This is a genomic window from Streptomyces olivaceus (assembly GCF_000721235.1).
GTDB lineage: Bacteria > Actinomycetota > Actinomycetes > Streptomycetales > Streptomycetaceae > Streptomyces > Streptomyces olivaceus.
The window spans coordinates 1-13797 of the sequence record NZ_JOFH01000052.1; the positions used below are offsets into that span (position 1 = coordinate 1).

At 67.6% G+C, this 13797-nt stretch carries 15 protein-coding genes; all 15 read right to left on the reverse strand.

Translation table 11 applies throughout. The features are described from left to right. Nucleotides 1–32: 32 nt before the first annotated feature. Entirely contained in the window at nucleotides 33–536 is a 504-nt protein-coding gene (locus tag IG94_RS43835) for a helix-turn-helix transcriptional regulator (RefSeq protein ID WP_248783104.1), read from the reverse strand. Continuing rightward, nucleotides 496–2136: an AAA family ATPase gene (locus tag IG94_RS39130; protein WP_346009429.1), complete on the reverse strand. Its 1641-nt coding sequence runs from the start codon at nucleotides 2134–2136 to the stop codon at nucleotides 496–498. Before IG94_RS39130 ends, IG94_RS43835 begins: the two co-directional genes overlap by 41 nt. Before the next feature lie 580 nt (nucleotides 2137–2716). After that, the gene (gene ccrA, locus IG94_RS0135125) at nucleotides 2717–4057 is read right to left on the reverse strand and encodes a crotonyl-CoA carboxylase/reductase (protein WP_199790971.1); all 1341 of its coding nucleotides are present in this window, start codon (nucleotides 4055–4057) and stop codon (nucleotides 2717–2719) included. Nucleotides 4058–4108: 51 nt separating this feature from the next. After that, nucleotides 4109–4660, reverse strand: coding sequence for a hypothetical protein (locus IG94_RS40030; RefSeq protein WP_224222576.1), 552 nt, complete (start codon nucleotides 4658–4660; stop codon nucleotides 4109–4111). 261 nt (nucleotides 4661–4921) lie between these two features. Further along, nucleotides 4922–5755 (reverse strand): SDR family oxidoreductase, encoded by an 834-nt coding sequence (locus IG94_RS0135140; protein WP_031047088.1) that lies wholly within the window; start codon nucleotides 5753–5755, stop codon nucleotides 4922–4924. A gap of 257 nt (nucleotides 5756–6012) precedes the next feature. Beyond that, nucleotides 6013–7194, reverse strand: a complete 1182-nt coding sequence (locus tag IG94_RS0135145) for an LLM class flavin-dependent oxidoreductase (RefSeq protein ID WP_031047091.1) — start codon at nucleotides 7192–7194, stop codon at nucleotides 6013–6015. Further along, on the reverse strand, nucleotides 7191–7463 hold the full coding sequence (locus tag IG94_RS43010) for a cytochrome P450 family protein (protein WP_031047094.1): 273 nt from the start codon (nucleotides 7461–7463) through the stop codon (nucleotides 7191–7193). The genes IG94_RS0135145 and IG94_RS43010 overlap by 4 nt, the downstream gene beginning before the upstream one ends. 383 nt (nucleotides 7464–7846) lie before the next feature. Then, nucleotides 7847–9043, reverse strand: a complete 1197-nt coding sequence (locus tag IG94_RS0135155) for a cytochrome P450 (protein WP_157852378.1) — start codon at nucleotides 9041–9043, stop codon at nucleotides 7847–7849. Between the two features lie 26 nt (nucleotides 9044–9069). Beyond that, nucleotides 9070–9261, reverse strand: coding sequence for a hypothetical protein (locus IG94_RS43840; protein WP_031047102.1), 192 nt, complete (start codon nucleotides 9259–9261; stop codon nucleotides 9070–9072). Continuing rightward, entirely contained in the window at nucleotides 9245–10066 is an 822-nt protein-coding gene (locus tag IG94_RS39140; protein ID WP_308043546.1) for a thioesterase II family protein, read from the reverse strand. The genes IG94_RS43840 and IG94_RS39140 overlap by 17 nt, the downstream gene beginning before the upstream one ends. Before the next feature lie 80 nt (nucleotides 10067–10146). Beyond that, nucleotides 10147–10620, reverse strand: coding sequence for a nuclear transport factor 2 family protein (locus tag IG94_RS0135170; protein WP_031047108.1), 474 nt, complete (start codon nucleotides 10618–10620; stop codon nucleotides 10147–10149). 92 nt (nucleotides 10621–10712) lie between these two features. Further along, nucleotides 10713–11555: a mycofactocin-coupled SDR family oxidoreductase gene (locus IG94_RS0135175; protein ID WP_031047111.1), complete on the reverse strand. Its 843-nt coding sequence runs from the start codon at nucleotides 11553–11555 to the stop codon at nucleotides 10713–10715. A gap of 103 nt (nucleotides 11556–11658) precedes the next feature. After that, complete coding sequence (locus IG94_RS0135180; protein WP_031047113.1) at nucleotides 11659–12081, reverse strand: allene oxide cyclase barrel-like domain-containing protein; 423 nt, start codon at nucleotides 12079–12081, stop codon at nucleotides 11659–11661. 28 nt (nucleotides 12082–12109) lie between these two features. Then, the gene (locus IG94_RS0135185) at nucleotides 12110–12469 is read right to left on the reverse strand and encodes a nuclear transport factor 2 family protein (RefSeq protein ID WP_037772596.1); all 360 of its coding nucleotides are present in this window, start codon (nucleotides 12467–12469) and stop codon (nucleotides 12110–12112) included. Nucleotides 12470–12507: 38 nt separating this feature from the next. Beyond that, entirely contained in the window at nucleotides 12508–13758 is a 1251-nt protein-coding gene (locus IG94_RS0135190; RefSeq protein WP_031047118.1) for a cytochrome P450 family protein, read from the reverse strand. Nucleotides 13759–13797: the final 39 nt, after the last annotated feature.

The following is a 13797-nucleotide window of genomic DNA, read 5'->3' on the forward strand; positions in this document are numbered from 1 at the left end:
CACCGGGATGCCGGGGGCCGTCCCGGGACCAGTCAGGCGGAGGCGTCCTGGAGGGCGGGGTGGGGGGACGGAGGCTGGACCCCGAGACGGGACTGCAGCTGCACTCGTGAACTGACCCCCAGTTTGCGGTAGATCCGGGTCAGGTGCTGCTCCACCGTGCTGGTCGTGAGGTAGAGCTTGCCGGCTATCTCCCGGTTGGTCAGGCCCTTGGCCGCGGCCTTGGCAACCCTGCGCTCCGCATCACTGAGCGCGAGCATGTCCACTTCCGTCTCCTCCAGCACATCCGGCGCACCGACCCGCCGCACGGGCTGCTCCGCGAAACACGCCTGCCTGATGCTGTTGGTCTTGCGGGCCACCGACCGCGCCCGGCCGGCATCCCCGAGCCGGGTGTACGCATCGTGCAGCGCCGCGAGCGCACTCGCCAGCTCGAACTTGTCCCCGCTGCGGTGCAGCACGTCCACCGCCTCCCGCAACATCGGTGGCCGGCGGTGCAGATCACGGGTCGCCGCCAGCAGCCGCATGGTGCGCCCGCGCACCCGCAGGTGACCGTCCGTCCCGATCCGGCGCAGCTGCTCGCGGGCGAAGCGCGCGGCCGTCTCGTGGTTCCCGAGCTGCAGGTGAGCCGCCGCCATCTCCGTGCGCCACGACAGTGTCTCGCTCTGAGCCATCCCCCACTGGTCCAGCAGGTCCGCGACGGCCTGGAAATCGTCGAGGGCGACCTGCCTCCTCCAACCGCTCGGCATACACCATCGTGCGCAACGCCAGAATCAGCGGCAACAGGTTGATCTCGGTCAGCGGCTGCTGCCACAACGCCTCGTCGGCCTGGCCCAGCCGCTCCGCGGTCGCCCCCTGATGGTGAGAACTCTGAAAGTGTTCGAGCAACCGGTACCCGATCGCACCCGGAGGCGTGACCGGTGTGCCGTTCGTCCTGCTCTCGCAGGCCACACGCCGGAAAATGCCGGGATACACGTCGGCCAGCCACATCCGTACCATCTCCAACTCCCACGAGGGCCCGGAGCCCGGCGGCACGTCGGCCGCCAGCCGCGAGAGCACCGAGCAGGCGTCCTCCACCCGGCCCTGCAGCAGCAGCATGATCACCGGCAGCGTGGTGTCCCGGCCCCGCAGCCGGCCGCCGAGCATCGCCTCGGTCAGCTCGGGCAGATGCCCGACCGAGGCCCGCAGGTCCTCCCGCCACCCCGCCCGCAGCAGCAGAGCCAGGATCTGGGCCATGACCGGATGCCGCATCCGGCCCGCCTCCACCAGACCCGTGCGGGTCAGTACCTGCAAGGCGACAGCGACCCGGTCCGACGGGACACCGACCAGCCGGTCGAGATACGCGAACCCCGACGGCTCACCGATGACCGAGATCGCGCCGGCAACCCGCAACGTCAGCGGATCACACCGGGCCAGGACGAGCTGGACCGCCCGCTCGAACTCGGGCCCGGTGCTCAGCTCCGCCGGCAGGCTGCCACCGGCAGCGGCCCGGCTGTCCTCCAGTAACCCATGCAGCAGAAGCAGATTCCCACCCGTAAGCCGATGAGCCTGCACAGCCAGCTCCGCCGAACCAGACTCCAGGAGACGCCCGGCCACCAGCCGCGCCACACCACCGGACGACAAAGGACCCAGCAACAACCGCCGCAGATAAGCCTGCTGGTAGAGCTCCGCACACAGGAGGCGGCCATTGCCCTCGCACATCTCAACGTCGTCGTCACGCCAACCGAACACGATCAGCAGACGGGCATGCCCGGCACGGCGGAGGAGATAGATCAGCCAGTCCTGCGAAAACGCATCAAGATACTGCGCATCATCAACAACAATCACCACCGTGCCCCGCCCCGCCAACCCCAGAACCACCGACGCCAACCCGTCCAGCACCCGGGACCGGCTCACCCCGTCACACGCCGCATCAGCGAGCAGCTGGTGGTCGAGCAGACCACGCACCGTCGCCGCCTCCTCGCGGTCGAACACCTCACCAGCGAGCAACTGACGCACGATGCCCAACGACAGCGAACTCTCGGTCGGCGCCCCACTCGCCCGCAGCAGCCGCGCCCCCGCCTCACGAGCCCGGCCGCCGAACTCCTCCAACAACGCAGTCTTACCGGTTCCGACAACCCCCTGAAGCACGACAACCCGCACGCCCCCAGCGGCGGACTCCGCAAAAGCTGCAGCCGCAGAATAAGGAACCGCCCTGGTTTCAAGCTCAGTTGGTGCTGCGAGCTGGGGGTTCGTGGTCGCCCGGTGGGGGTTTCGGGTCGGCGCGACGGGCGAATGTGCCCTATCTCACCGCGTAGGCAACGGCGGTCGCGGGAGTCGGCCCAACCCGGCGGTGGCGATCTCTTCGTGCAAACTCGGCACCGGAGCCGATGGGTATACCGAGAGCGGAACTGCCGTCACCCGGAGTCACAACAGGTTCTTACGCAATGAGGCCATACCTTCTAAGACCGAGGCCGGGCCCGCGAGGTTTACAGAGCCGGAAATTCTTTGTCTTGAATACTGCGTACAACGAAACTCGAAACGTCCATGACAAGTGTGTCGCGTCATCCACGAACGGCTCCGTAAAGGCCGAAAGAGAGTGTCTTTCACGGCCGGCTGCGGCGTCGTGGCACGCCTCGCCGTACGGGCTTGCGCTGCCCGCACAGCGCAGATCGGCCAGAAACCGCCGAGGCGGTCCCGCATCCCGGCGGTGGACTTCACGAGCGCGGGTGTGCGTCCGGCATCATCGGCCGGAATCCCGGTGCACCTGGCGGAACGCGTTGATGCTGCCGAGGTGCCGGGCACGCTTCTCCGTGTCCCGCACGCCGAGGCCTTCTTCCGGCGCGAGGCACAGCACGCCGACCTTGCCGTGGTGCACGTTGCGGTGCACGTCGAGCGTGGCCCGGCCGGTGTCCTCCAGCGCGTAGCACTTCGACAGCGTCGGGTGGATGAGCCCCTTGTCGATCAGCCGGTTGGCTTCCCACGACTCACGGTAGTTCGCGAAGTGCGATCCGACGATCCGCTTGAGGTTCATCCACAGGTACCGGTTGTCGAACTGGTGCGTGAACCCCGAGGTGGACGCGCAGGTGACGATCGTGCCGCCCTTGCGGGCCGCGTAGACCGAAGCGCCGAACGTCTCCCGGCCCGGGTGCTCGAACACAATGTCCGGGTCGTCGCCACCGGTCAGCTCCCTGATGCGGGCGCCGAACCGCTGCCACTCCTTCGGGTCCTGGGTGTGCTCGTCCCGCCAGAACCGGTACCCCTCGGCGCTGCGGTCGATGACCAGCTCCGCACCGAGGCGGTGGCAGATCTCCGCCTTCTCCGGACTGGACACGACGCACACCGGGATGCCGCCGCCGTTGAGCACGTACTGCGTGGCGTACGAGCCGAGCCCGCCGGAAGCGCCCCAGACCAGGACCACGTCGCCCTGCTTCATGTTGGCACCGTTGCGCGACACCAGCTGCCGGTACGCGGTCGAGTTGACCAGCCCGGGGCTCGCCGCCTCCTCCCACGTCAGGTGCGCGGGTTTGGGCATCAACTGGTTCGCCTTCACCAGGGAAATCTCGGCGAGGCCACCGAAGTTGGTCTCGAAGCCCCAGATCCGCTGCTCGGGGTCGAGCATCGTGTCGTCGTGGCCCTCGGGGCCTTCCAGCTCGACGCTGAGGCAGTGCGCCACGACTTCGTCGCCGGGCTTCCAGCGGTGCACCCCGGGTCCGGTGCGCAGCACGACACCCGAGGCGTCCGAGCCGACCACGTGGTGGGGCAGGTCGTGCCGCTTCGACAGCGGGGACAGCTTCCCGTAGCGCCGGAGGAACTTGAAGGTCGGCAGGGGCTCGAAGATCGAGGTCCAGACCGTGTTGTAGTTGATCGCGCTCGCCATCACCGCGATCAGCGCCTCACCGGGCCCGAGCTCCGGTGTCGGGACCTCCTCCACGTGCAGCGACTTGCGCGGGTCCTTGTCCACGCCGGCGATGCCCTCGAACATCTCGGTCTCCTCGGCGTGTACGGTCACGCCGCGGTAGCTCTCCGGCACCCGCAGCCCGGCCAGCGCGCCCGGGTCCCCGGTCACGACGGCCTGCTGGATCTCCTTGAGCTCTGCGTTCGGCACGGCTTTCCTTTCCTTCGCTGGTCCGGTTCACGACAGGAGGCCCGCGTCGGCCTCGTCGTCCTCGCCGGCGACACGCTCATCCGGGTGCCGCCAGTCGTTCCCGTTCTCCGGCGGCCGTCCGGCCGCGGAGTCGAGGAGGTTGTCACCGGGCCTGCTGAGCCACTCCCCCAGCGCTTCGGCCCACCAAGCCGTGTCGACGACCCAGTCGAGCGCCGGCTGGTCCGCCAGGTGCACCTGTCCCGCGCGGACGCGCGCCAGCTCTTCGGCCCAGCCGGCGACTGCGGGACCGAAAGCGGCCTCCGGGTCGGCGACCCCGAGCGCCTCGCCGATGACCGGCCAGCCGATCCCCTCGGCCCGTGCGGCCACGACGGCCCTCCCCACATAGCGGGAGACCAGCTCGGTCAGTGCTCGCCCGGCGCGCAGCGCGGCCAGATCGGTCTCGTCCGGCCAGTGGTGTTCCGGCACGACGGTGTGCCGCGCGCAGCGAGCAACCGCCCACGCCGCCTGCGCGGCGGCGACTTTCGCATGCAGTGCAACGGGAAGTCCGTCGAGTCCGGCGTCCGCGCGTGCGTCGGCCACGGCCTTCACCGGTCCCCGGTCCGGATCATGCCGACCGGCAGCCGTACCGTCACCGCGACCACCGCGACCGCATCTCTCGCGTTGATAACCAAAGTGTGCACACGCTCTCCGTTGCCACTGCTCACGGGCCGGCGGGCCCGACTTCCGGATCACGGACTCGACCGCGTCCACCCCGCCGGCCCGGGCGGCACGGCCGGAGGACGTTCGTGCCGTGGGGCCGGGCAGAGCCCGGGCCCGCGGCACGGTGCGAAACGGCGGGACTCAGTCGCGGTGCGCGGTGTCCAGCGCCTTGTCGCGCCACGGGGCGATGTGCTCGGCAACCAGCGCGTTCTTGGCCTCCAGACGCTCGTAGGCGTCGCTGCCCACGAGCAGGTGCGAGGGCAGCGTCTCGCCGTCGGTCACCTCGACGATCAGCGCCGCGCCCTTGACCGGGTCCCCGGGCTGGGCGTGATTGGCCGCGCCGGCCCCGTCGCGCACGAGGTGGGCGGGAGTGCCGTCGTAGGCTGCCAGCCGCGCCTCGGAGACCGCCAGGGAGCTGGGGTCGAAGAGGTCGGTGCGGAACGCCCCGGGCTCGACGACCATGCTCTGGATTCCCAACGGGCCCAGCTCCGCGGCGAGGGCTTCGCTGATGCCGGCGACCGCGAACTTCGAGGCGCTGTACAGGCTCACCCCGGGCTCGCCCTCGAACCCCGCCCGGGAGCCGATGTGCACGATCTTGCCCTTGCCGGCGGCACGCATCGTCGGCAGGACCGCTCGCGTCACGTTGATCAGGCCGAAGACGTTGACGTCGAACAGCGACCTGGCCTCGGCGTCGGTGACCTCCTCCAGTGCGCCCACCAGTACGCGGCCCGCGTTGTTGACCAGCACGTCGATCGTGGCGAACCGATCGACGACCTGCGCGACGGCACGGTCTATCTGGGCCTGGTCGGTGACGTCGAGGGTGACCGGATGGCACCGCTCGGCGGCGCGCAGGTCGTCGGGCAACGCGTCGAGTCGCCGGGTGCCGACGGCGACGTCGTGTCCCGCTTTCAGGGCATGCCGGGCTGTCTCGGCGCCCAGCCCCCGGGCGGCTCCGGTGATGAACCATGTCGCCATGACGGAAACGTCTCCTTCTGCAGGCATCGGTGCTCGCTGCCGGACCGCGGTCCACGGCCCGGCGAAGTTCCTTCTTGGTCCGGCGGTGTCGCTCGCAGGGGGCGGTGGGTGTTCGGCCGAGGTCGGCCTGCCGTACGGGGCCCGGGAAGGGCCCGGCCCGGTCGCGTCCGATCCCGACGGTCCGGCGGCGCCCCGGAGCAGGCTCCTCGTTCCAGGGCCCCGGCAGTGCCGCGGCCGGGCGGGTCACGACGGCACGGTCAGGACCCTCCGGCCACCTCCTCGGCGTACTTGCGGTTCATGTGCTCGAGCGCCGCGCCGGCTGCGACGGTCGCCTCCTCGCGCCGCGCGAGGATCCGGGCCCGGGCGTCGTGGGACGCCTGGGCGTGGGTCGTTCCCGCCCCCTGGAAGTGGGGGGCGACCTGACGGGCGACGAGTTCCCACGAGCGCCACTTCGCCGTCGGGGCGGCCCAGTCGTGCGCCAGCAGCAGTACGGTGCCGAACCCGCCGGACTGGTCGACCATGCGCTGGATCTGGCGGCGGACGTCGTCGGCCGTGCCGATCGCGCCCAGGCCCGATTCGTTGACGAAGTCGATCAGCTCCCGCGTACTGCCGTCGGGCAGCGCGAGCCCGGGCGTGGCAGCGTTGTCATTCAGGTGCCTCAGCCAGTCCCGCAGCCCGAACTCGACGTCTTGGTACGCCTGTTCCCGAGTCTCGGCGATGTGCACGTTCGTGACCAGCCGCCAGGTCCTGCGGTCGGGCGCCGGCCGTCCCGCGTGGGTGGCGCGCTCGGTGGCGATCCCCCAGTGGTACGCCAGCGCGTCGAACCCGTCCTGGCTCATGGTCGCCCCGAGAGAGATCAGGCTCACACCGCGGCTGCCGGCCAGGCGCGCGCCGGTCGGCGACGCCGTCGCGGCCACCGCGATCTCGAAGCACGGTTCGGTGTACGGGCGCAGTTGCAGCGTCGCGTCGACCAGTGTGTGGGTCCCGACCGTCGTGGTGACCGACTCACCGGCCAGCAGCCGCTGGATGACGTCCAGATGGGTCTCGAGAAGCTCACGGCTCTCGGTGGGGGTCATGCCGATCATGGCGACGTCGGAGGGCAGGGAGCCGGGACCGACCCCGAGCATCACCCGGCCCTGCGTGAGGTGGTCGAGCATCACCATCCGGTCGGCCACCCACAGCGGATGGTGGTACGGGATCGAGGTCATGCCGGTCCCGAGGCGGATCCGGGTGGTGCGCTCCGCTGCCGCCGCGATGAAGATCTCGGGCGAGGCGATGAGGTCCCTACCGGTCGAGTGGTGCTCCCCGATCCAGGCCTCGTCGAAGCCCAGCCGGTCGAGGTGCGCCATGAAGTCCAGGTCGTGGCGGAGCCACCATGTCGGGCTCTCGCCCAGTGGGTGGATCGGGGGCAGGAACGCGCCGAAGCGCAGAGTAGTCACAAGTTCTCCACCAGGTCGGCGTCCACATCAGTCACTCGCGGCCGCAGCGCTTTCGCACGACGGGCGGTGCGTGCGCCGGCGGAGAGCCGACGCGGACGGGTGTGCTCGGTCGGGTCGGTCGGTACCCGGCGCGCGTCCTCGTGGCGCGTGGCCGGCCGGCCGGTCTTGTCGTAGGCGAGCCGGAACCGGGTGACCGGCCGGTCCCGTCGCAGCTCGTCCGGCTCCGGCGGGGGATGGATGAGTGAGGGCGCGGGCGGAGAAGGGGTCAAGACAGGCGCTTGGTCGGCGTGAGCCATGCATCAACCTCCGGGAAGCTGCGTGCGCCCCACGATAGGTTCTGCGACTCGGCGAACCATCCCCTAGTTTTCCCGGTGGCCCCTCCCCTAGTTGTCACCCGCCATGTCTGGGGTCTCCGGGTCACCCTCCCGGTGCCCGGCCCGGCGGCGGGACTCGACATGCAGAGGTGGGCAGGCCCGCGGCCCGGTGAGCAGCTCGCCGGTGTCACCGCGCGCCCGCCGGTGGCGACGTCCGCGGCCGCGTTCCGCGGTTGGCGGCGCGGCCTCGCTCGACAAGCGGAGACCGCACCTCACCACCGCTGGTGCGGGAGTCACAACGGGTCTGCCCCGGCGGCGGGTTCACGTGCCCGGTCCAGTCATGCCGCGCTGATCTGGATCCCTCGAAGGCCCCGCAGTGTGAAGTCGGGGCCGAAGTCGACATCGCCAGCGATCTCGAAGTCCGGCAGCTTGTCCAGCAGGCGATTCAGCCAGATGCGCATCTCCATCCGGGCCATGTGGATGCCAAGGCAGATGTGGGGACCGAAACCGAAGCCCAGATGCGCCTTACGGGTACGGGAGATGTCGAAGGAGTCCGGGTTGTCCCAACGAGCGGGATCGCGGTTCGCGCAGCCCAGAAGGGACACGACTGCGGAACCTTCGGGGATCGTGAATCCCCCGACCTTCGACTCGTCGCTGCAGGAGAAGCGCAGTACCGACTGCGTGAGAGTCGACCAGCGGTGGACCTCTTCGAGTGCGGCCGGAACAAGCGACCTGTCGGCGACCAGCGCGCGGCGTTGATCAGGATGGCGTCCCAGCGCGTACAGCATCATCGCCATCACTTGCGCCGTGCTCTCGTTCGCCGCGACCGTCAGCATCGTCCCGTTCGCCAGTATCTCCCGGTCGGGCATGGACGGTGCGAAATCGTCGAACACCATCTGGGCCATGAGCGATCCGTCGCTCACCCCCCGCGCCCGGTGTTTCTCGATGAGGCCGGCGATGTACGAGTTCAGAGCGACCGATGCCGCAGCCCCGTCCGCGACGATCTCCTGCCCCCTCGGGGTCGGGTCCAGCCGTGCGCCGAGAACCGCCGCCGTCGCGTCGCTCCACTTGATGAAGTCCTCGTACACGTCCTCTTCGGCGCCCAGCAGTTGCGCAGTGACAACAGTGGGAATGATCCGCGTCATCTCCGCGAGGGCGTCGAGAGGTTCGCCGGAGCGAAGGCGTTCAACGAATTGATCCACGTAGACGTCCACGACTCGCTGTATCCGCGCCGCCCAGTCGACTTCGACGGTCCTGCGCTCGAAGTCCGGCTCCCAGATTCCGCGGACCGTCTGGTGCCGTGCGCCATCGGTGCCGAGAAAGGTCGGTCCGCCGAACGCCTTCTCCATCTCGGGGAGCACGTTCGCGGAGTTGAAATGGCGGATGTCACCGAGTACTCGCGCGCAGTTGCGATGCGACGTCACCATGTACTGGTCGTGGTGGGAGTTGTAGACGACCGGCCCCAGGGTCCGCCACGCGGCCATGGTCTCATAGGGGTCCTGCACGAATGCGGGATCAAGCATGTTCACGTCCACGGTGGGGCATTCCGCCACTGCAGATTTCATTGCGCGTCCTCTTCCTGGCCGGGATCTGTGTCACCGGGCGTCATCGCGGCCAACACGTGTTCAGCGGGAACGTTGTAGCGGTGGGCGTCCCTCGTGTGCAGCTGGGACAAGCGGATGAGCTCGTCCCTGTCAGCCGCCTCGATGAGACCTCCGCACATCGGGCAGCTCACTTCAAGGCCGACGTCCATGGCCGGCTCCCCCTTCCGGTCGCAGCGGTCGCGTGCGTTCGGAACCGAGGCCGAGGAGCACACGCCTCACGCAGTCGGCTATCTCGGCGACGTGCTCGTCAATGAAGAAGTGACCTCCGGTCAGGACCTTCAGTTCGAAGGATCCCGCTGCATGCCCTCGCCAGGCACGCGCTTCCTCGAGCGACACGCTCGGATCGCGATCGCCGGTTATCGCCGTGATCGGCACGTTCAACCTGGTCTCGGTGGTTGGCGCGCGATATGTCTCGACGGCCCGGTAATCGGCACGGACGACGGGGAGGATCATGCGCCTCATCTCGTCGTCGTCGAGAAGAGCCGGGTCGGTTCCTCCCAGCGAGCGCAGGTTGGCGATGATGCTTTCGTCGTCGGCCGCGCGGAAGTCCTCAGCGCGATGACACGACGGGGCGCGACGTCCGGACGCGAACAGCGCGAGGGGCGTTCGGCGACTGTCCCGCTGAAGGCGACGCGCCACCTCGTAGGCCACCAACGATCCCATGCTGTGGCCGAAGAACGCGAGCGGCTCCGTGCCCCACGGGATCAACTCCTCGCAGATCTCGTCGGCGAGCCGGCCGATGTCCTCGATCAAGGGCTCGTGACGCCGGTCCTGCCTCCCTGGATACTGGACCCCGAGCACCGATACATCCGGTTCGAGGGAGTTTGCCAGCGAACGGAAGTATCCTGCGGAACCGCCCGCGAACGGGAAGCAGACGAGGTGCACTTGACCGCGTCGGGCCGGGCTTCGCAGGGGCCTGATCCATGATCCGTCACTCTTGGTTGATGCGTGCACGTTCCTTCTTCCTCAGGCCCTGCGCCCGGAATGCCAATGATCGCCCCGTAGCCGTCCAGCCTACTGATCGCTAGTGATCGCTACTGATCGAACGGGTTCTGCCCTGCGGGGAATTCGAAGGTACCGACCTCCGGCCTGGTCAACGGGATCACCTTGCGGCTGGAGAACTTCCAGACCCCCTCCTCGCGCACGTACTCGTCCTGGTAGTACGCGGTGGCCCGGGAGAACCCACCGGCCCGTACATCGCCCTGGGCGAAGACATGGCAGTTGCCGGACGCCCGGTCGCCGCGGATCTCGTTGACGACGTGGTTGACCGTCATGTGGCAGAGGTTCTCCATCTGTCCGTAGATGTCGACCTCGAAGTGGTGCCGGATCTCGTCCTTCCCCGTGAACTTGCCCAGCCCGAAGCCTTCTTCGTCGAAAACCGGGCTGTCGTCGCTGAACAGCTCCATCAGAGAATCGAACTGGCGGGTATCGAGTCGAAAGGCGTATTTGGCCGTCAACTCAATGATGTCGAGTCGATCGACCGTCAGAGAGAGTGCGCTTTCCGTCATCGTGAGTAGCCCTCCGGTAGCTTGTTCGGTGTGCGCCTGAGACGCTGACAGTTCTTTGGTGGACCGATGAGCGATGCGCCGCGAGCCGGCGCCTATCGCATCTTGTTGGGGAGCATCATTCCGGCGTCCACCGGAAGCGTGATTCCGGTGATGTGACGTGCCTCTTCCGACGCCAGGTAGACCACGGCGTCGCTGACCCCTTGCGAGTCCAGCCAGCCGGTGGGCAACGCGCTCATTTCTTTCATCACTTCGTTCGCGTCCTCCGGTGTCGGATCGGAGACCTCGGGCAGGTAGATCTTTCGCATCGGAGCGTTGTTGACCATCGGCGTGTCGACGTTTCCAGGGTTCACCGAGTTCACCCGGATGTTGTGCGGTGCCAGCTCGACCGCCAAGGCACGCATCAGCCCGACCACGCCGTGCTTGGACGCGGTGTAGTGCGCCATGGTCGGCACGCCGATCAAGCCCGCTGTCGAGCTGATGAAGACCAGCGATCCGCCTTCTTTCCGTTCGATCATGTGGGGGATCACCGCCTTGACGGTCTTCCACGATCCCGTCAGGTTGACGTCGATGATCTCTTGCCAGGCCTCATCGGTAAGTTCCCACGAGAACCCGAAGCTCGACATTCCGGCATTCGCGCACACGACGTCGATGTGCCCGAACTCGGCTATCGCCTCATCGACGACGTCCTGCAGTTCGTCGGAGTTGCGCGTATCTGCCCGGCGCGCAAGGATCCGCCGCCCCAGCTGTTCGACCAGCTGCGTCGTCGAGGAGAGGTCCTGACCGTCCGCGCCCGGATACGGGGTGGTTTCGAGGTCTGCGCACAGGTCGACGGCTATGATGTCCGCTCCCTGTTGGGCGAGGCGCACCGCATGTGAACGTCCCATTCCACGCGCAGCGCCAGTGACCAGTGCGACTTTCCCGGCGACCCGGCCCATTTCTCAACCTCCACGTCAGAGAACAAAGGTGTCCGATTCGCGGCGCGTTGCCGCGAATACTGAGGGGTGAGTGTCCTCACCCGTCACGGCATCGCGCGGTCGTTCACTCGGCCGAGGCGAACATGATCAGTTTCACGTCGGCCCCTTCCACCTTGCCGAGGTCGTAGGGGCGCCAGGCCATGAACCCGGTCTGGCCGAGGTACCGGCCGCTGGTACCCACGCTCGGGTAGTAGGCCCAGTCCCCCGAGAGGAGGGAGCCGAGATCGATCCAGCCGGCGACCCTGATGGTTCCGGAGCCGTCCTCGAAGACGACTTCGTTGGTCAGATAGGCCATGAACTGCTGGTCGGACTCTCGGCGGTAGTGAATCTTGTAGCCACCCGAGGTGGTGGCCACCTTCTCGCCGGACTTGGTGAACAGGGCGTGCTCGTAAATACCGCCCCGGCCGACCTGGATGTTCTCGAAGTCCTCGATGTCGGTGGTGGCGCTGATCGTTGTCTCGACCAGTTCCTCGTAGCTGTTGATCACGGCTTCGACCCTTTCTTGAGTGAGTTTTTCAGGCCTTGCGGAAGACGTCTTTGAGCACGATCTTCCCGTCGCTCAGGATGAAGAGGTCGACGCCACGGTTGACCACCTTTCCGTCATCCGTCTCGACGGTCCACCGAACCAGCCCCATGTTCTCGTCGAACATGATCGGCGATTCGAACTTCCCGTCGACCCCCGAGGCGACCATCTTTTCGCGCATCGCGTTCATACTGGTGATCAGATCGCCGATCTGATCCTTGGTGTGGACCGTCCCGATTCCGTCTCCGTCGGGCGTTATCCACTTCCCGTCGTCGGCGAAACACGCGACGGCGGTCTCGATGTCGCCGGCACCCGAGCTCTCGAAGAACCGGTCGATCACTTCTGCTGACATGCGTCCGCTCCGTTCCCGTCGTTGACGGTGTTGATGAGTCATGCGTGCAGCCTGACCGGCAGCCGCTCCAATCCACGGAACTGCAGGGTGTAACGCCAGGTGAGTCGTTCCAGTGGCTCGGCCGCCTCCCAGTGCGGGAACCTGTCCAGCAGCCGGGCCAGCACGATCTCGCCCTCCAGTCGGGCCAGCGGCGCACCGACGCAATGGTGGATTCCGTGGCCGAAGGCCAGGTGTGTGGCGGTGTTCCGGCGAATGTCCAGTCGGTCCGGATCGGCGAACCGTTCCGGGTCCCGATTCGCCGAGGACAGCGCCAGGAACACCACCTCGCCGGCGGGGACAACGGTGTCGCCGACCTCCACCGGCTCGGTGGTGTAGCGCAAGGTGGAAAGGTTCAGCGGGCTCTCATAGCGCAGGAATTCCTCTACTGCGTTCGGTATGAGGGTGGCATCCCCGCGCAACAGCTCCAGCTGTTCGGGGTGCTTCAGCAGAGCGTACACCGAACTGCTGATCAAGTTCGCGGTGGTCTCGTATCCCGCGTTCATCATCAGGAAGATGGTGGAAAGCAGCTCGGACTCTTCGAACCGCTCCTCGTTCTCCGGATCGATCATCGCGTTGATCAGGTCGTCCGCACCGTCATGGCTCTTCGCCTTCTGGGCGACCAGGGTCCGGAAGTAGTCGAGCGACGCCATGTAGGCCTGGTACTTCTCCGACGGCTCCGAGTCGACGCTGGTCAGTGCCCGGTTCCACCGGCGGAGATCGTGGTGGGCGGCGCGGGGTACGCCGAGCAACTCGCCGATCACCGCGATGGGGAGGGCCATCGCCACCGACTCCACCAGGTCGATCTCGGCTCCCGCCGGGATCGCGTCGAGCAGTTCGTCGGTGAGTTCCTCGATGCGCGGCCGCAGGTCCAGTGTCCGGCGCATCGTGAACGCCCTGCTGAACATCCGCCGCAGTCGCGAGTGTTGCGGCGGATCGCTGAACAGCATGCTGTCCGACGTGATCGACGCGCCCGAGACGTCCTCCGTGCTGTTCTTGGCGATGATCGGTGCGGCGCCCGCGGCCGACTTCGAGAGCCTGGGGTCGGCCAGCAGCCGGCGCACGTCGCTGTACTCGGTGACCAGCCACGAACGCAGACCTGTGCTCAATGTCTTGATGACGAGCCGCCGGGGCCCCGTCCCGGTGCGCATCTCCCGGTAGGTGAGATACGGGTCCTGGATGAAGTCCCAGTTCAACAGGTCTGACTCGGCTGTCTCGGTGCCGGAGGCGTCGGGCTTCGTGGAGTCGGTCATGGGGAGACTTCCCTTGTGCTCAAGTGGCGGAACAAGGAG